Consider the following 18,076-nt stretch of genomic DNA (forward strand, 5'->3'; position numbering starts at 1 on the left):
ACACATTGGGAGTAATCTGCGAAGCGTCCACCCAGCCGCTGTCACAGCACCTATCTGGCGCTAGAGCATCTCTTCTTGGTGGTTCTTAGACTCTTATCTGGAGCGCAATTGCGTGCTAAAAACTCTTGTCGTTGTCGACGCCCCTACCGCTGATTTAGTCATGGATGCGGCTGAAATAATTTCGTTCGATACTTATCTGAGCGATTATCCAAAATTAGGCCAGGCCAAGCGTCGAGTATTGAATTTATGCGACACCGAGCACTATTTATCCAAAGGTTACTATTGCTCGCTATTAGCGGAAGCACGACAGCACAAGGTGCTGCCTTCGGTACAGACCATTAACGAATTACGTCAAACCAGCCAAGATGCCGATTGGTGGATTGAACTGCCGACCGCCATCGTCAGCTCGATTGAGGTGACTGCCGAGCCGATTGAGTTTTCGGTATTCGTCGGACGCTGCTTAGAAGCCAAATGGGCGCGCTTAGCCAGGCACCTATTCGAACGATTTCCAGCACCGCTACTGCGCGTGAATTTGGCGTTTGGTCCCAATTTGCGAGTCCGCGTCGCACGAATGGGTTTAAACGAGGTGTCAGTCGAAGAGCGAACGTTTTTCGAAGATGCCCTGTCGCGGTACGTCAGCGAGGGTTGGCGCAAGCCTGTCTCTGCTCGCAAGTTCCGCTGGGATTTAGCGATTCTGGTCGACCCCAATGAACCCTTGCCACCCAGTGATAAAGAGGCGATTAGACGTTTTGGGAAAGCGGCCAGTAAGCTGGGGATCAACACCGAGTTAATTACCCATCAAGACGTGACGCGACTGACGCAGTTTGATGCTTTGTTTATTCGCGAGACCACGGCCATTGACCACCCCACCTATCGCATGGCCAGTTTGGCCGAGCGCGAGGGTTTGGTGGTTATGGATGACCCAAAGTCGATTTTGCGATGCTGCAATAAGGTGTTTTTACACGACGCCTTTGCTTATAGCCAGGTGCCCAGTTTAAAAACTAAGGTGGTCGCTGACGCCAGCGAAGCGACATTGGACATGCTTGAAGGTCTTTTTACTTACCCGATGGTTATTAAGCTGCCAGAGAGCTCGTTCTCGTTAGGTGTATTTAAAGTCGATAATCGAGAGGCACTGATACAACGGTTACAAGATCTGTTAACCAATACCGCCTTGGTCTTAGTACAAGAATTTTGCTTTACCGAATTTGATTGGCGCATCGGCGTGCTAAACGGCAAACCGATTTATGCTTGTCGTTACCACATGGCGCGCAAGCATTGGCAGATCTACAATCATGGCGCCGCACGCTCTAAATCGGGTGGGTTTGACGCTATGCCGACGTTTGAGGTGCCCACGAAAGTGCTTGCGGCAGCCGTTAAAGCTTGTGCTGTGGTCGGTAACGGTTTGTACGGTGTGGACTTAAAGCAACGTGGAGAATCGGTGTATGTGATCGAGGTCAACGACAATCCGAGTATCGATCACGGTGTCGAAAACCGCTATCTTGGCGACGAACTTTATATGATTGTAATGTCTGAATTTGCCGCCAGGCTTGAGACGCGAGGCCGCTAAGCCTCGCCTTTCTGGTATGACTTAGGCCCTAGCCGTCACGAGCCAGGCACGTCCCGGTAAGCTTAAGCCTGATTCTGTCATATGAGCCTCGAAGGCGGCGCGAGCTGCTGCGATGGCGGCCTCTTGCTGCTCGCCCTGCAGTTCTTTAACGACGCGCGCAACGGGACCCACAAAGCGTTGGTAGTTCATGACCTCATCAAGATCTGCACCCAAATACATACCGGCCTCGATGCTTTGATGCTCGATACTGTGAAAACCTGCCTGTGTCAGAATATCGGTACAGTAGTTAGGGTTGGCCAGCGCGAACGGACCTGGGTCGGTAGGTTGTGGCGCAGGATCTAAGGGCGGTAAAAAGGGCGCTACCGCTCGCCCTGGCAATGACATCCAGGGATTTTGGTCAGGCGCTTGCCAACAGATAAATACAAGGCGACCGTTGGGTTTAAGCTGCGCGTGCAGATGCCCAAAAGCCTCGTAGGGGTCGGCAAAAAACATGACCCCAAACCGCGAAAATATCAGATCAAACTGATGCATAGTGTCGTAGACGCATGCGTCTTTCACGATCAGCTCAATGTTGTCATAACCCGCTGCGCGTTCCTTTGCCCGGTTGATCATGGGCTCTGATAAATCAACCCCCGTGACCTGTGCCCCCGATTGAGCCAGTGCGAGAGTCGTTGCCCCGCAACCACAGCCGACATCCAATACGCGCTCTTCGGATTGCGCTGCGGCTTTGGCAATCGCCTGTGCCGACAGAGGTTCTAGCATGGCGTCTAGATTGGCTTGCGCGGCCACCCAGCTTGGGCCAGCAGTATCATTCCAGTACACCTTTTGAGCTGAGTTGTCTTGGGACATAAGCGGCTACCTTAAAACGAATACGATAATTTAGCCCACCATGTTCGGCCAGGCTCGCTGACCTTGTCAATTGCTGGGTAGCCTTCAACTGCGCTGCCCGCACGTGACAAATGCTCGGCGTAGTCGGTATCGGCAATGTTATCCAGACCTAAAGCTAAAACCACATCCCTCGCCAGTTGGGTTGAGGTGTGCACAGATAAGATCGTGGCGTCGCCTGTGGCGCTAATATCTTGGCCGACGATGGTGCCATAGCCGCGATCAATACGGTCTTGTTCGCTGATATAGCGCGCTACAACACCACTCGTCCAAGCCTTCCCTTTATGTTCTAGGCTCACGGTTAGGTCGAGCGGGGGTGTTTGTGCCAGCGCACGATCGTGCGTGTCGTTATAGGCGCGAACCCAAGCTACGTTGGCCTTCACACTGAGTTTGCTGCTGAGTTGACCCTGCACGTCGGCTTCAAACCCGTAGCGTTCTGCGTCGATATTGCCGCTGCAGGTTACGCTCATCATGCCACTGGCGCACTGATGTAAACGAGGGCTGGGCATCATGCCCGAGTAAATCAAAATGTAGTCGTCCACGAGTCCGTAAAATGCCGAGACGGAGCCATTCCACTGCCCTTGGCGCCACAAAAATCCTAGGTCAACTTGGGTGGTTGCTTCGGGTTTAAGCTGTGCAGTGGCGGTAAGTCCCCCGGCGCTGACGGCCTCCCAGTAATCCATCGGGCGCTCGGTGTAGCCGATACCAAAGTAGGTGGTTGCCGATTCATCGGCAAAGTCATATTCAAACCGAGTAAATGCCGCACTGAGAGTCTCAGATGCGCTCACTGGCGTCGCAAGCCCTAAACGGTCGGCATCCCAGTCGTCGACGCGCAAGCCGCTAATCCAGCGGGTTTGATCGTCTAATTGTTGCTCTAACTCTGCAAACACACCCACAGACTCTGTGCTTAAATCGACCAGGCGAGGTTTGCTTGTGTAGGTGTCTGCCATGGCTTTCGTCATGCCCATCATCGATCGGTTACTACGCTCATCGCTTTGCCAAACTAAGCCTGTCGTTAAACTGCGAGCGTCGGTCAAATGCCATTCCAGAGTCACATTAATGCCGTCAGTTGACCGGTCAGGATTACTGACCATATAGCCCATCATCGGGGCCTTATCACGCAGGCTGTAGTTGTCCATCACGTGGTCAATGTAGGTGTGGTAGGCTCTGATTTCGGCGCTGCTAAGATGTTCGCTGATGCCGTTATGGCGAGCGGTGATGCCATAGCTCTCGCGGTCGAATACAACGCCGTCCATGCCGCGATCTGCGTAAGCCGCTTCGGCCTCGCTTTGGGTGAAGTCAATAGACAGTTCGGTGAGTGGCGTGGGCGTGTACCCTACACGAATGCTGCCACTGCGACGTTGGTAAGCACTGTGGACTTCTTTGCCAGCACCATCTTCATAGTCGTCTGATTCGGCGTGGCTAGCACTCAAGTCGACAAAACCTTGGGCGTTGGCCCAATGGACATCGGCCAGAGCGTCGGTGCGGTTCCATGCGCTGCTCAACAGACTCAGGTCGCCGGAAAACCCGTCTGCTGGCTTAGCGGTGTTTTCGAATAAAACCACGCCCGCAGAGTGCCCAGCGCCATGCGCAACGGTTTGCGGGCCTTTAATAATCGTCACGGTGTCGTAACTTTCCGGGAAAATGTAGGCCGTGGGCGGGTCCATGCGGCTGCCACAACCGCCGCCAAAGGCCATACCATCCATGACTAAATTTAGGCGCGACGCCGCCTGTCCTCGAAATACCGGATCGCCGCTCGTGCCACCTTTGCGAATCACAGTAAAGCCCGGCGTCGTTTTCAAAAATGCGGCCCCATCGTTAGCCGGCATGGGCTGTTGCGGAGCCTTGGCATCAATGGTTACCGTGAGTGGTGCAGCCATCGCGGGCGCGGTCACGATAATCTCCTCTTGATTTTGGGTATCACCTAGGGTTTGAGCGCTTAAGCAGGCAAAGCTTAAAGCCAAGTAAATTCTAGAGCGTTGCATTGATCGTTCCTGCATCAAAAACGCGTATTTTAAAGCCCGATACAGAGCAAGGCGTGCGACAAAAGCGCACACTTCAACAGTGGTTGGCCTCTAGGTTCAGCAGCGATTGTTTTGCCTTTAAACCGCCACCAAATCCAGTAAGCGAGCCGTTGCGGCCTATGACTCGATGGCACGGAATAATGATAGCGATAGGGTTGCGGCCATTGGCAGCTCCCACTGCGCGCACCGCTTTGGGGCGCCCGATGTGCGTGGCAATATCGCTGTACGCACGCGTTTCGCCATACGGTATTTGCTGCAGTGCCTTAAGCACATCGCGCTGGAACGGGGTTCCGCTTGGTGCTAGATCTAACTCAAAATGTTTTAGCTTGCCGCCAAAGTAGGCGTCGAGCTGTTGTCGCACTGCGGTAAACGGCTCCTCTTGATAGGTCCAGTCGTCGGGAGCCTCGCCTACCGCAAAAGCGTTCGGGAAGAATAATTGGTGCAGTGCTTGATCGGTACCCGCCAAGCGCAGGGTGCCTAAGGGTGAGCTGTGGTAGCAGAAATACATGATCGTGATTCCCCGTGAATGTTGCTACAGTATGCCATGGGCCAGGTGTGTGCCTTACATCAAAACGACTCAAATCACATCGTAGCGGAGCAAATCAAAACATGCCTTTATCTTACCCTGACGTGTGTTTAGCTCTAGATACGCTCGCCGATCGTTGCCAGTACGTTGCACAAGCACTCCAGCAAGTAGGCTACCCGCCAGAGCGCGTGGGCAAATCCGACGATATGGCACTCGTGCGCATCATCGTCGGACAGCAATTAAGCACTAAGGCGGCCGCGACCATTAATCAGCGCCTATCGGATTTATTGGGTGACGGGGGATACAGTAACATTCCCAGTTTCAGCGACGACGAATTGCGAGCAGTCGGCATGTCGCGACCTAAAATACGCTATTTGCGTGCGCTGACGGACGCCTTGCTCACAGGAGAGTTGGTGCTAGCTGACTTTCCCAGCATGGACGATGAATCCGTGGTTAAGGCTTTGACTGCGCTGCCGGGATTTGGCCGCTGGTCCGCCCATATGTATTTGCTTTTCAACCTGCAGCGCACTGACGTTTGGCCCACGGGTGATTTAGCCGTTAGGGTAGGTATCAGTCGCATGGTGGGTGCCTCGGGGCGCTTGACCGAAGCTGAGCTAGAGCAGTGGGGCGAGCGCTGGCGTCCGCATCGCAGTGCGTTATCGCTGTTGGCCTGGCACTACTACGGGGCGACGACCGACGTGTAGTGCTAGCTTAGGCTTGGCGTAAATGGTCCCAATGGAAGCGGATATGGTCCTCAATAAAGGTGCTGATAAAGAAGTACGAGTGATCATAACCCGGGTGTTTACGAATGATGGCGTTGTAACCGGTGTCTTCGCACACCGCTTCCAGCTCATCTAAGAGCAGTTGTTCTTCTAAAAACGAATCGGCCAAGCCCTGATCGATAAGTGTGGGTAGCTCGGGAGCGCCGGCCTCGATGAGCGCGCAGGTGTCGTATTTAGCCCAATCCTCTTCATTGTCGCCGAGGTAGTTAGAAAATGCTTTTTCGCCCCAAGCGCAATCCATGGGGGCACAAATGGGGGCAAAGGCTGATACCGACTGAAAGCGCGAGGGATTCTTTAATGCAATGGTTAGCGCGCCATGGCCGCCCATTGAGTGGCCCGAGATCGACATGTTGTCGGTATCGACCGGGAAGTGCTCGTCTAATACGTCGGGTAATTCTGACACGATGTAATCGTACATCTGATAGTTTTCATCCCAGGGTGCCTGTGTGGCATTAAGATAAAACCCTGCGCCCAAGCCAAAGTCGTAGGCACCCTCGGGGTCGTCAGGCACATGCTCGCCGCGCGGCGAGGTGTCGGGTGCCACAATCGCTAGGCCCAGTTCGGCGGCTGCCCGAAAAGCGCCCGCTTTGGTCATAAAATTCTCGTCATTGCAGGTCAGGCCCGACAGCCAGATCAACAAAGGGGCTTGAGATTCACGAATTTGCGGCGGCAGAAACACGGCCGCCGTCATGGTGCAGTTATTGACCTGGGATTCGTGCGAGAAGCGAATGTGCTCGCCGCCAAAGACCTTGGTGCGCGAAAGAATGTTAATCATACAAAACGACCGAGCGGATACTTTTACCGGCATGCATCAAGTCAAAAGCGGTGTTTATCTCACTTAACGGCATGGTGTGGGTGATCAGGTCATCGATGTTGATTTTACCTTCCATGTACCAATCCACAATTTTTGGCACATCGGTGCGGCCTCTGGCGCCGCCAAAGGCGGTGCCGCGCCATGATCGCCCTGTGACTAACTGGAAGGGTCGGGTCGAAATTTCTTGTCCCGCGCCGGCGACGCCAATAATACAACTTTGCCCCCAGCCTTTGTGGCAGCACTCGAGTGCGTCACGCATAACGTTCACATTGCCGATACACTCGAAGCTGTAGTCGACGCCACCACCGGTCATTTGTACGATATGGTCTACCAAATTTTCACAGTCTGCAGGGTTCACGAAGTCGGTCATACCAAAGTGGCGCCCCAGGGCTTCGCGCTCGGGATTTAAGTCCACGCCAATAATACGGGTTGCGCCAACCATTTTGGCGCCCTGAATCACGTTAAGACCAATGCCTCCGAGACCAAAAACCGCAACGGTTGAGCCGGGCTCGACTTTCATGGTGAAAGCGACGGCACCAATACCCGTAGTGACGCCGCAGCCGATGTAGCAGATTTTGTCGAACGGTGCGTCTTCGCGCACTTTTGCTAAGGCAATTTCAGGTAGTACGGTGTAATTTGAAAAGGTCGAGCAACCCATGTAGTGCAGAATGGGGGTGCCATCTAAGCTAAAGCGGCTGGTGCCATCTGGCATAACGCCCTGGCCTTGCGTGGTGCGAATGGCTTGGCACAGGTTGGTTTTGGGGTGAAGGCAAAAATCGCACTCTCGGCACTCGGGGGTGTACAAGGGTATAACATGATCACCTGGTTTTAACGAGGTCACACCCGCGCCCACCTCGCGCACAATGCCTGCGCCTTCGTGACCTAATATGGCTGGGAAAGCCCCCTCCGGGTCGTCACCCGACAGTGTAAAGGCATCGGTGTGGCATACCCCGGTGGCTTTGATCTCGACCAAGACTTCGCCCGCTTTAGGGCCTGTGAGGTCGACCTCGCAAATTTCAAGCGGGGCTCCGGCTTTGAAGGCGACGGCGGCTTGGGTTTTCATGCTTTCAAAACTCCTGTGTTATTGAACATCAATCTTAGGGTAAACTTAAATTGTGCAAAATTACCACCGATCTAGGGTTTATTCGAGTATCAATTTATTCCAATATGGAAAGTGGCGTGTTCTGGGAAGCGCTGCGCGCTTGAGCATAAGCCTTAACAAAAATGGAGCAAAGTGAAATATGAACTTATTTAAATTGACGCCAATGTCTTTGGCAGTGGCGGCGGTAGTGAGCCTACCATTCGTATCGTATGCCCAGGATGAAGAGCAGGCGAAAGACGGCATAGAAGAAGTCTTGGTCACAGGATCGCGCATTAAGAGGCCAGATAATGCTGATTCGTCGATGCCGATGGTTTCGTTGGGTGAAGAGCAAATTGAACTTACAGGTTCGATAAACGTTTACGACATTTTGAATGAAATTCCCCAGGCAGGCGCCGCGGGTAGCACCCGAGGCAATAGTAATTTCACCGTTGGTAGCTCCGGCATAAACACCGTCAATTTACGTGGCTTGGGTGATTCCCGTACGCTTACACTTGTAAATGGTAGACGATGGGTTCCGGGTATCCCTGGGACATCTATAGTCGATTTAAACTCAATTCCGGCAGATCTTATTGAAAGATTAGAGATTATCACCGGCGGAGCATCGAGCGTCTATGGCTCTGATGCCGTCGCTGGGGTCGTAAACGTGATATTGCGCGACGACTACGAGGGTGTCACAGTCGAGGCTATGTCTGGTGCCTATAACAAGGGTGATGGAGATACGAGTTCATTTTCAATCACTGCTGGTTCCAACTTTTCCGACGGCAAAGGTAATGCGATTGTCAACCTAAGGGTTGATGAGCAAGGAAGCGTCTTTGCGAGAGATCGTAAACCCTACACAGGAAATGATGTTTTTTACTATGGTTATTATTATGGAGCTGATTACGGTGCTCCGTATGATTCGCTTGTCGAGGATCCTGCATATTCCTCTTATATCCCGCAAGGCAGGTTTTTCCCGTCCGGTAATATCGCTGATGGCACTGGACTGCTCACATTTGATTGCTCTGAACGTAATGAGTATCGTGTATTGAGCTCTGACACGGTGGTTGACTACTCAGCAGCCGGAGGCGGTGCAGCATGTGGTTTTAACAGAACCTACTTCCGTCAACTTGAGGTGCCAATTGATCGTAAGAGCCTTTATTCAAAGCTTACATACGACTTCTCTGATAATCACAAAGGGTTCACTGAAATTAGTTTTACCTCTGTACAGAGTGTTTCGGCACTTGAGCCTTTCCCAATGTCTTCGGAAGACGTCTACGGTGGGCTTGGAACATTTGGCTATCATTACGAAAATCCATATGTACCTCAGGAAATAGCTGATGCAGCCGTGGCGGCCAACGCAGGAAACCCGGATTGGAATGGCCATATTCCGTTTATTCGGCGCCTAGAGGAGGTTGGTGCCAGAGGAGCAAGCAATACTAGAGAGACGCTCCGAGTTGCCTTCGGTTCGCAGGGGTCACTGTTTGGTCTAGACTACGATTGGTACTATCAATACGGTAAAGCTTCACGAGATCAGTTGAGTGGTGGACAATTCAATGCTTTAGCTTTCAGAGATGCTCTTGATGCGGAGGTGGATAGCAGTGGTAATATTGTGTGTGCAGACCCTGTGGCCAGAGCTGCAGGCTGTGTGCCCATCAATCTTTTCGGTATCGGCTCCATAACGCCGGAGATGGCTGATTGGGTTAGATATCGCCCCAGCACGACTTCTGAGCTAGAGCAGCGAGTGTTTGCAATGAATTTCACCGGATCATTTGATCTTTTGGACAGGGAAATCTCGTACGCGTTTGGTTTTGAGCGGCGTGACGAGCGTTCTGAGGACGTCCCAGATGACCTTCAGCAAAAAGGGCTGCATGGCGGTAACCGCATTCCCGCGACATACGGCTCATTTGATGTTGATGGTGTCTACCTAGAAGCCCTGATCCCTTTGTTGAGTGAAATTCCACTTGTGGAGGCTCTAAACCTTGAGATGGCGTACCGGCAAGATGATTATTCAACTACCGGCACGGTTGATGCGACGAAGCTTGGGCTAAACTGGATGATTAACGATCAGTTCAGGTTCCGTGCGGTCTGGGCAGAGTCGGTGCGAGCCCCCAGTATCGATGATCTTTTCGCAGGTCAAGCACAGACTTATACGTCGATAAGTGACCCATGCTCGGGTGTAGGTACCGCGACCGAGGTCAACATGGATCCAACTGTAGTTGCGAACTGTCTGAGCATACCAGACGTCGCTGCTACTGCTGCTGCTGGAACCTATAATCCGGATAGTGGTCAGATTGAGCCAGGGTTTTTCTATACACAGCCAGATATCCAAGGCATATCCGGTTTTGTTGGCGGAAATCCTGACTTGGAGGAAGAGACCGCCGATACTGAAACGTTTGGCTTAGTATGGACTCCATCCTATATTGATGGTTTGGTTGTTTCGTTAGATTATTACAAAATCGAAATCGAAAACGTTATAAGCTCGATAAGCGCAACAAGATTGATTAATACTTGCTTCGAGTCTCTAAATTTTTCAACCGAAGCAGCTTGTAACGGCCATGAACGCTTCCCTGGAACTGGTAAGCTCCGTTATTGGTATTCTTACGGGATCAACCAGTCTGCTTACGAGACCGAGGGGTATGACCTATCCGCTCGATATCGCTTTGACTCCTTAGGGATTGTCCCCGGTCAGCTGGATATCAGTGCAATATATACTCGGCTGGATACCAATAAGTATGATGCTAGCCCCGGTGCGAATGATGAGTTCGATTACGCGGGTGAGGTTGGATACAACGAAGATAAACTAAAGTTGTCTCTGGTTTGGTCGTACGATGAGTGGCTATTGTCAGTTGATACTACCTATTATGGTGAAGCACTCGATGATGTTGGGCAGAGTGCGTCAGACTACAGCTTGAACGCAATTGATGCGATCACTTATGTAGATCTGCAGGCTCGGTATAGCGTTGACGACAAATGGTCTGTTTATTTGGGTGTCGATAACGTGACTAATGAGCAGCCACCATTTTGTCCGACGTGCAAGAATGAAACCACACCTGGCTCCAATTATACGGGATCTCAATATCGTGTATGGGACAGCAGGTATACATACGGCGGTGTTAAGTATCGCTTTTAGGGTTCTTCCTTATTAGCTCAACATTGTCACTTTTGAATGGCCGTAGAGTGGCAAAAGGAAGCCTCGCGAAGCGAGGCTTCCTACTATAAGATTAAATCTGATCATTCCTACTTGGGACAAGCTGAGTAGATATCTTCACGAGGGAAGCTCGTATACAAAGTTCCTTCTCCCCCAAAAGCGCTTGCACATTCAAAATCAGATGTTATTGAAAGCGCACGTCTGACGCGCAACACACACCTGTAATGCGACTTCAAACGGCCGATTCTGGAAATCTGGTTGAATAGAATTGCATTACTAATTGTCGAAAGTTCTCGCTATTGCAGTCGATAGAGTTAAAAATGTTGCGAATCCTAACAATGTCGTGTCATGGGGTAAGGAGCAATCCGTAATCATTTTTTTTAACTTGATGGCTGTTTATTACAAATTAAAGTTATCGACAAATATCGATCTGCATCCTGAGCGGTCGAGAAGCTGATGCCGTGCACGCTCTAATCCGCCTATCACGGCCCAGTAGACAAAAACTCGCCGCTAGACGGGGTCTACACTATTTTCGTACGAAGGCCTTCAGTGACTCCACTGTTTCTTCAGAATATCCATATGGCAATTTGAGGCTCTATCCAGCGCTTTAATATGATCGCCAAGGTCCGCAACGGACTCTCTTTAAGTTGTCTAACAAGCTCTAAACAATGACGTAAATGTCCGTACTCGTTTTCTAGCGAGTGTCTCAAGTAGCAAATAGTGATGGAGTTTCTGTGCAACCGCATGACGCCCTTTTAGCACTGGATAATGTGATAACTAGCGTATAAGATTTTTTCGCAGGAGAGGGTGCATGTGTTACTGTCAACGCCGGTTTAAATTTGACCCACTTCCCGGCGGGATCGCAGAAGTAAAATTGATCCGCCCCTAATTAGTACTGTGTGGTTGCCAACGTTTCGAGAGCAGTTGGTACGACACTAATCTCTTTGCGACTCTTTAGCCTGTAACTTTCACCACTGATCTGTACGATATGAGCATGGCGCGGTAGTCTATCGAGAAGTGCCGCGGTTAGCGTTGTATCGTCAGCGAACGCATTTGACCATTGAGAGAATGGTAGATTACTCGTGACGATAATGCTGCCTTGTTCATGGCGCCGGGCGATGACATTGAAGAAGAGATAGGCCTTTTTCACGACCGATTGGCAGGTACGATCTCATCTACGATCAGCAGTTTCGGCGCCAGCACACTTCGTCTCAGATAGGCTTACGGTCGTCCTTGAGCCAGAGTTCAAGCATAAGGTCCGCGGCAGTTGCGAAGCGTGTTTTCAAGCCCCGCAGCACCGCAAGCTGACTAAAGCTGACTGCCAAGTTGAGTCTCCACTAATTTGCTAGACACCTTTCAGTCGCACACAATAGCGATTAGCGAGGTGATTTATGAGCAGAAAGAGATACCCTGAAGAGTTTCACGATTGAAGCGGTTAAGCAAGTTACGGAAGCCGGCTATAGCGCTTATGATGTGGCGGAGCGGCTCGGAACCACCACAAATAGTCTCTATAGTTGGATCAGGAGATATGGGCCCGAATCCAGCAATTTTAAGAGAGCGTCGCAGGAATCGGACGAGATTCGTCGGTTAAAGAAGGAGCTGAAGCGGGTAACCGACGAACGTGACCTTTTAAAAAAAGCCGCAGCGTACTTCGTGAGCCACCCCGAGTGAGATACGCCTTTATCAAAGACCATGCGGGTGACTTCACGATTAGGTCGTTGTGTAGGCTATTCAATCTTCATCCGAGCGATTATTACGCTTGGCTGCGCGCACCCAAACCTGCTCGTCAGCATAAGGATGACACTTTGTTAGGAATGATTAAACAAGCATGGCTCGAATCGGGCTGCGTCCACGGCTATCGCAAGATACATCAGGATCTTCATGATCTGGGGGGACGCTGCGGTATTAATCGTGTTCACAATCTCATGCGGAACGACGGCATTAAGGCGCAGGTCGGCTATCGCAAGCCCCGTGAGCGATCAGGTGAAGTGCATGTCGTTACTCCCAATACATTGGCTCGTGAGTTCAACCCTTCTAAACCGAATCACTCGTGGGTAACCGACATAACGTATATTCGCACGCATGAGGGCTGGCTCTACCTGGGCGTTGTTATCGATCTTTACTCGCGAAAGATCATCGGCTGGTCAATGGATTCTCGAATGGTCAAAGAACTTGTACTAGATGCTCAGCTCATGGCCGCATGGAGACGCAAGCCTGAAAGCAGAGTCATAGTCCACTCTGATCAAGGTAGTCAATACACGAGCTATAAGTGGCAGGAGTTCCCAGAAGTACATGGTCTTGCACGCAGCATAAGCCGACGAGGAAATTGCCATGATAATGCAGTAGCTGAGAGCTTCTTCCAATTGTTGAAACGAGAGCGCATAAAGAAGCGGGTGTACTTAACTCGAGAAATGGCGAAGCGCGATATCTTCAATTATGTAGAAATGTTCTACAATCCTGTTCGCAGGCACACAGCGAACAACTTATTGTCGCCCCAGGAGTTCGAGCGACGGTATAAGAATGAGGCTGAGAAGTGTTTACTGAACTTGTCGCGATTCATTGCTCATACCCGCGCATTAAGCAGAGTAATTCGCGATTCCAAAGCCCCTCTGGATTATGCAACGGCTATTGCCTTGCGAAGTGCCTAACAACTAATCGCGCGACATGAAAACGATCTGCAGCGATTTGGCATTTGGGAAGTACTGTTTGGTAATGTCTCGGGAGAGGACGGGTAAATTCATAACAACAACCTTTACCCTCTTTCTGCAATTCAAGCGCAACAACTGGGTGCGTTTTGGCACCTTAGAGCGCTCTAGTTTGACATCAAATATTTTGCGATGTCATGAATCCATGAAGGTCGTTGCAGACCACTTTATGTGATCAGTCGCGCTCGTCGATATCGAGAACCGGTCGGAAGTTTGGGGTCTTCATTGCGGATTGACCAAGGGTCAGGTGACGGTAAGGCCAACGCGAAATGGTTGCTGTCTCGACCCAAAATGTCAGGATCTTTGCGTTGTGTTACGCTGCCATCTGCTCCTTCAAACACCTCTGGCTTAACTCCTTCAGTGGTGCAATCACGCGGCAATTTCGCATTGAGTCGATGCCTGAAATAACGACGACATCTCCGATAACGACACTACGAGACACGCAGATACCAAGCAAAACTTGATTCACCTGGCGTGTGTGCTTAATGGCTCGTTTGCATGTCGCGTTGATTCTCAGTTTGGTTACGTCGCGATGTATGCAGCGCGGACAGCGCTTGGGATGCGCCGATGTCCATACGTCTTATCTGAAAACATGATCGATTTCTACATCCGGAAATCTTATAGTCTTACATGTAAGAATCTTCGGTGTTCCCCATTAAATTGATGGCGCCAATTTATTCCAATTAGTGGCCTTCCGTGTTAGGGACTAAAAGCATATTTACCTTTGTTCGAGCGACTCGAGTTAATTTACGATCATGATATCGAGAGGCGCTTCAAGCGCCAACTACCTAGCTGATCTCAGAATCCCATCTCTTTTCAAGAAGGTCTCCGGTCCATCTTGGGTTAAGCAGCAAGTCTATTAAGAGTTTGACGCTCGGCCCGAGGTCACTGAGAGGTGTCCCGCATACTCTAGTCGCCTCAGTCACACTAGGGACCTCACTTTCGGGCTCAGTTTGTCTTTAAGGCTATAGAATAACATTCCAGCCACCAAACTTGGCCATCTAAGCAGTGGCCCTCCCGGGAAGCTCTTTATTGGAATGCGACCAAATTGCTCGAACTCTTGGGTCTGCCCCGCAATGGCTTTCGCCATTAATTTGCCCGCCAGCGTGCCAATGGATATACCGTGACCCGAAAAACCTTGGGCGTAATAGATTTGCTGTTTGATGTGACCCAGGTGCGGTAAGCGATTGCGGGTAATGGCCAGCGAGCCACCCCAACCGTGCGTAATCTGCGTTTGGGTCAGCTGTGGGTACCGATTGAGCAGATGAGGTCTGACAAAAGCTTTAATGTTGTCGGGGAAGCGTCTCGAATAGGTCTCACCTCCGCCAAACAAAAGACGTTTATCCGCCGAAAGCTTCCAATAGTTGACGACAAACTGTGAATCGGCAATGGCTAAGTCCGAGCGAGTGATTGAGCGAGCCAGCTCTTCGGATAGGGGTTCCGTGGCGATCATGTAGTTGTTAATGGGCATGATCTTGCTGGTAAGGCGGGGCTCTAATTGGTCGATATAGGCGTTGCACGCGAGCACGACTTTATTTGCACAAACAGCGCCATGCTGGGTGTAAATCTTGACGGTATCGGAATCCTGTTGGATGCGATTGACCTGCGCGTACTCATAGATCTCACAGCCTAGTGTCTCGGCGGCTGTAGCCAAGCCGTGCACGTACTTGAGTGGGTGCAGGTGCTTGGCGTTGTAGTCGAGCACGCCGTCAATTAGGCCTTGTGCTTCGGTCTCTTGCTGAAGCTCCTGAGGGCTGAGATAGCGGGCGCCGCTGTAGTCGTAGACGCTGTGTAAATGGTCGACTTCGCGCTGTAAGTCGGCAGTCAGCTTGGGGTTCGCAGACGCGAACAAATTACCGGTTTTAAGCTCGCATTCGATCTCAAATCGACAAATTAACTCGCTGACCAAATTTACCGCCTCTAAGCCAAGCTGCCACAGCGCTTTTGCATGCTCTAAACCCAGCCAGCGCTCTAAAATCAGCTGACCGCGCCGTTGTCCTATACCCACATGGCCACCATTGCGGCCGGAGGCGCCATAACCTATGGTTTTCGCTTCTAGCACCACCACGTTTAACCCAAGGTCTCGCAGTGCGATCGCGGCCGATAGGCCGGTAAGTCCAGCGCCTATGACGCAGACATCGGTGTGGTGGTCGCCACTTAAGCGGGGGCGCTCTGTTTGCTTTGGGCTTGAGGCTTGATACCAAGACTGTGGATCGAAAGAATTCAAGAGACAGTAATTTTTCGCAATTTTGGTCAGTGTACCCTAGGGTGGTCCAGCTAGGTAGTTATCCGTTTTTTCTGTAGACAAAACACACGTTGCTATTATCGGCCGCGGTGACTTCGTGATTCGCGAGGAGGGCATGAAAACCCTTGCTATTTCACTAAAGCAGGTCAAAATCCGCCTATGGATACCGAGTTATTGCGCACCTTTTTAGAAGTCAAAGCCACTCGACATTTTGGTCGAGCGGCCGATAACCTATTCATTACTCAGGCGGCAGTCAGTGCACGTATTAAGCAGCTAGAATCCTACTTCGGCGCCCCCTTATTTCATCGCGATCGTAACAATATTCAGTTAACCCCCGAAGGTGAGCGTTTGGTGCCACACGCGGAATCGATATTGGTTTCTTTACTGCGAGCCAGACAGGATTTTGCGCTGCGGGAGGGCGGCGATTTGCGTTTGAGCGTCGGTATTCGCCAAGGGCTCTGGTGCGATACCCTGCAGTCGTGCTTTGACCAACTTCACGATGAAATAGGGGATTTGAAACTGCACGTCGAGACCCTGTCGCAAGAAATGATCGCTAAAAAGTTGCGAGAGGGTGCGCTCGATACGGCTCTGGTGTTTGATACGCCGGCGGCCCCCGAGCTCGAGTCCCATCGCGTCGGCGCTTTGCATTTGCGGCTATTTGCCCATCACAGCATCAAGAATTTGGCTGAAGCAGTGAGCACGCGTTACATATACTTGCAGTGGGGCACAGCTTTTTCACGCTTTCATGTTCGCCAAGTTGCTAAAGAGCCCTTTCCTTATTTACAGACCAATATGGTTGATGCGGCAATCGCCCAGGTTAAGCGCCAGCAAGGCGCCTGTTTCTTTCCTCAAGCCTTGCAATCGACCCTGCACGAGCAAGGCATCTGTCGGGTGCCAGAGGCGCCAGAATTTGATACGCCGCTGAATTTATTGGTGCACCCCTATATGCGTACCAGCCCCGTGGTGCATCGCCTTAAACATCAGCTTAGTAATTTGAGTCTGTAGGGTTCGACGAGTCAGAAGCGTCGTGAATGTAATGTCGGTGGGATAAAGGAGTAGAACCCGCCCAAGGGGGAGGTGTATGGGCGGGTCACGCTATGTCTTTTAACTTGCCTTAAAGATCGTCGAAGCTTAAGTCGTAGTAGCCAATCTCTTCGCGTAAGCGACGCTCTTCCATGCGCAGTTCGGCACGGCGTCGCTTTTCGGCAAGCTGCTGTTTTTCCGACAAATTGTTCAATGGCATGTCTATGTCATCGTCCATGCCCAGACTTTCGTCGTCAAAATCGTCGAGATCGTCGGTATCGTTGCTGTCGTCATGTTTTGCCATCTGTCACACTCCAACATTTGGTGGGCCAATTTCGCGCAATATCACTTACACCTCGACCCCTGTAAAACAAAAAATAATTCATTTTTTGATTAAATATTTTTATCGAAAGCGGCGGCTTGTGTGGCTCCCAGCCCCTGTATTCACCGTAAAATACTCATCGTCCGTGATGTGGCACAAGCCGCTGCTTGCTTGTAAAGCAAGCAGGTGCCGTGCCAAGTTTTGGTCTCTTGGGGCTGAAATCTATAAGCCTATATTTTTAATGGACTTTTTGGGTTATTGATGCCGTCGATTAATACCGGCGTGGTTCTTTTTTGCGACCCAATCCGGCGTGCAAATGTGTTTGGACACGTCCGCGGACATGTCCCGCTAGCGGCGCAATAACTTTACGATAGTGTCTGCTATGGTCTCGGGTTTGGCTGAATCACCGCAATCGATGGTGATATCTGCCCACGCGCAATACAGCGGGTGCCGCTGCTGATAAAGCTCTTCGTAGCTCGTATTCTGACTTTTCGCCATACCGCGGGGTGCGTCTTGCGCGACCCGATCTTGCAAAGTTAAAAGCGGGACGTCGAGAAACACTAGAGGTCCCAGCGCTTTCAGCTTTGTCATCAGTGGCTGGCTATAAATAACACTACCACCCGTTGCAATCACTTCGCCTTGGAAATCGATGTCTAATAACAGCGATTCTTCCAGCGCTCTGAAGTAATCTAGACCTTTGGTGTCCATGATGGTTTGGAGAGTGGCGTTCTCGCGGCGTTCAAGGTCATCATCGGTATCGTGAAATCTGAGTTTGAGAGCTTTCGCCAAATAACGGCCTACACTCGATTTGCCAGCTCCGGGCATGCCGATCAAAGTGACGCAGTTCGCTTCTGTATTTGTGACGTTGCTCATTGACTTAAATGCCCTACAATAAGCCCCATATTGTAAGGCGTATATCGCCAACCGATAAGTCCTTCACCTTGCTCTCTGGCT

General features: G+C 51.0%; 13 protein-coding genes and 2 pseudogenes. 5 read left to right on the forward strand and 10 right to left on the reverse strand.

Going from position 1 to position 18,076, the window contains the following annotated elements:
* Nucleotides 1-112: 112 nt before the first annotated feature.
* Nucleotides 113-1,567: a RimK family protein gene (locus EYZ66_RS00355; RefSeq protein WP_009574551.1), complete on the forward strand. Its 1,455-nt coding sequence runs from the start codon at nucleotides 113-115 to the stop codon at nucleotides 1,565-1,567.
* Nucleotides 1,568-1,588: 21 nt separating this feature from the next.
* Here the strand turns inward: EYZ66_RS00355 and EYZ66_RS00360 are convergent, their stop codons facing one another.
* The 3 genes from EYZ66_RS00360 to EYZ66_RS14330 form a co-directional block, all read right to left on the reverse strand.
* Nucleotides 1,589-2,416: a class I SAM-dependent methyltransferase gene (locus EYZ66_RS00360; RefSeq protein ID WP_009574550.1), complete on the reverse strand. Its 828-nt coding sequence runs from the start codon at nucleotides 2,414-2,416 to the stop codon at nucleotides 1,589-1,591.
* Between the two features lie 11 nt (nucleotides 2,417-2,427).
* Entirely contained in the window at nucleotides 2,428-4,437 is a 2,010-nt protein-coding gene (locus EYZ66_RS00365) for a TonB-dependent copper receptor (protein WP_160195542.1), read from the reverse strand.
* A gap of 73 nt (nucleotides 4,438-4,510) precedes the next feature.
* The gene (locus EYZ66_RS14330) at nucleotides 4,511-4,984 is read right to left on the reverse strand and encodes a methylated-DNA--[protein]-cysteine S-methyltransferase (protein ID WP_009576310.1); all 474 of its coding nucleotides are present in this window, start codon (nucleotides 4,982-4,984) and stop codon (nucleotides 4,511-4,513) included.
* Nucleotides 4,985-5,085: 101 nt separating this feature from the next.
* On the opposite strand from EYZ66_RS14330, the gene EYZ66_RS00375 reads away from it, so the two are divergent.
* A complete protein-coding gene (locus EYZ66_RS00375) occupies nucleotides 5,086-5,706 on the forward strand; it encodes a DNA-3-methyladenine glycosylase family protein (protein ID WP_009576311.1) in 621 nt (206 codons plus the stop codon).
* A 7-nt stretch (nucleotides 5,707-5,713) separates the two neighbouring features.
* Here the strand turns inward: EYZ66_RS00375 and fghA are convergent, their stop codons facing one another.
* Both fghA and EYZ66_RS00385 read right to left on the reverse strand, forming a co-directional pair.
* Entirely contained in the window at nucleotides 5,714-6,559 is an 846-nt protein-coding gene (gene fghA, locus EYZ66_RS00380; protein WP_009576312.1) for an S-formylglutathione hydrolase, read from the reverse strand.
* Nucleotides 6,552-7,661 carry an S-(hydroxymethyl)glutathione dehydrogenase/class III alcohol dehydrogenase gene (locus tag EYZ66_RS00385; RefSeq protein WP_009576313.1) on the reverse strand — a complete coding sequence of 370 codons (1,110 nt, stop codon included), beginning with the start codon at nucleotides 7,659-7,661 and terminating at the stop codon, nucleotides 6,552-6,554. Before EYZ66_RS00385 ends, fghA begins: the two co-directional genes overlap by 8 nt.
* 178 nt (nucleotides 7,662-7,839) lie before the next feature.
* Here EYZ66_RS00385 and EYZ66_RS00390 point away from each other — a divergent pair, with 178 nt between their 5' ends.
* A complete protein-coding gene (locus tag EYZ66_RS00390) occupies nucleotides 7,840-10,809 on the forward strand; it encodes a TonB-dependent receptor plug domain-containing protein (RefSeq protein ID WP_160195543.1) in 2,970 nt (989 codons plus the stop codon).
* Between the two features lie 907 nt (nucleotides 10,810-11,716).
* Here EYZ66_RS00390 and EYZ66_RS00395 read toward each other — a convergent pair.
* Nucleotides 11,717-12,161, reverse strand: a pseudogene (locus EYZ66_RS00395) (ATP-binding protein); the annotation flags it as partial.
* 57 nt (nucleotides 12,162-12,218) lie between these two features.
* On the opposite strand from EYZ66_RS00395, the pseudogene EYZ66_RS00400 reads away from it, so the two are divergent.
* Nucleotides 12,219-13,352, forward strand: a pseudogene (locus EYZ66_RS00400) (IS3 family transposase); the annotation flags it as partial.
* A 347-nt stretch (nucleotides 13,353-13,699) separates the two neighbouring features.
* Here the strand turns inward: EYZ66_RS00400 and EYZ66_RS00405 are convergent.
* Nucleotides 13,700-13,873, reverse strand: coding sequence for a hypothetical protein (locus EYZ66_RS00405; RefSeq protein WP_009576319.1), 174 nt, complete (start codon nucleotides 13,871-13,873; stop codon nucleotides 13,700-13,702).
* A gap of 581 nt (nucleotides 13,874-14,454) precedes the next feature.
* Complete coding sequence (locus EYZ66_RS00410) at nucleotides 14,455-15,759, reverse strand: NAD(P)/FAD-dependent oxidoreductase (protein WP_009576320.1); 1,305 nt, start codon at nucleotides 15,757-15,759, stop codon at nucleotides 14,455-14,457.
* Nucleotides 15,760-15,936: 177 nt separating this feature from the next.
* Between EYZ66_RS00410 and EYZ66_RS00415 the strand changes: the two genes are divergently transcribed.
* Nucleotides 15,937-16,782, forward strand: a complete 846-nt coding sequence (locus EYZ66_RS00415) for a LysR family transcriptional regulator (RefSeq protein WP_009576321.1) — start codon at nucleotides 15,937-15,939, stop codon at nucleotides 16,780-16,782.
* 109 nt (nucleotides 16,783-16,891) lie between these two features.
* Here the strand turns inward: EYZ66_RS00415 and EYZ66_RS00420 are convergent, their stop codons facing one another.
* Together EYZ66_RS00420 and EYZ66_RS00425 are read right to left on the reverse strand one after the other, a co-directional pair.
* A complete protein-coding gene (locus tag EYZ66_RS00420; protein WP_009576322.1) occupies nucleotides 16,892-17,104 on the reverse strand; it encodes a PA3496 family putative envelope integrity protein in 213 nt (70 codons plus the stop codon).
* 366 nt (nucleotides 17,105-17,470) lie between these two features.
* A complete protein-coding gene (locus EYZ66_RS00425; protein ID WP_009576323.1) occupies nucleotides 17,471-17,995 on the reverse strand; it encodes a shikimate kinase in 525 nt (174 codons plus the stop codon).
* Between the last annotated feature and the right edge of the window lie 81 nt (nucleotides 17,996-18,076).

This window comes from Aequoribacter fuscus (genome assembly GCF_009910365.1).
GTDB classification, from domain to species: domain Bacteria; phylum Pseudomonadota; class Gammaproteobacteria; order Pseudomonadales; family Halieaceae; genus Aequoribacter; species Aequoribacter fuscus.

Coding starts and splice junctions, on each gene's coding strand:
- EYZ66_RS14330 (WP_009576310.1), bottom strand. CDS start 4,984: ATGTATTTCTGCTACCACAGCTCACCCTTAGGCACCCTGCGCTTGGCG.
- EYZ66_RS00385 (WP_009576313.1), bottom strand. CDS start 7,661: ATGAAAACCCAAGCCGCCGTCGCCTTCAAAGCCGGAGCCCCGCTTGAA.
- EYZ66_RS00360 (WP_009574550.1), bottom strand. CDS start 2,416: ATGTCCCAAGACAACTCAGCTCAAAAGGTGTACTGGAATGATACTGCT.
- EYZ66_RS00425 (WP_009576323.1), bottom strand. CDS start 17,995: ATGAGCAACGTCACAAATACAGAAGCGAACTGCGTCACTTTGATCGGC.
- EYZ66_RS00390 (WP_160195543.1), top strand. CDS start 7,840: ATGAACTTATTTAAATTGACGCCAATGTCTTTGGCAGTGGCGGCGGTA.
- EYZ66_RS00365 (WP_160195542.1), bottom strand. CDS start 4,437: ATGCAACGCTCTAGAATTTACTTGGCTTTAAGCTTTGCCTGCTTAAGC.
- fghA (WP_009576312.1), bottom strand. CDS start 6,559: ATGATTAACATTCTTTCGCGCACCAAGGTCTTTGGCGGCGAGCACATT.
- EYZ66_RS00375 (WP_009576311.1), top strand. CDS start 5,086: ATGCCTTTATCTTACCCTGACGTGTGTTTAGCTCTAGATACGCTCGCC.
- EYZ66_RS00415 (WP_009576321.1), top strand. CDS start 15,937: ATGGATACCGAGTTATTGCGCACCTTTTTAGAAGTCAAAGCCACTCGA.
- EYZ66_RS00420 (WP_009576322.1), bottom strand. CDS start 17,104: ATGGCAAAACATGACGACAGCAACGATACCGACGATCTCGACGATTTT.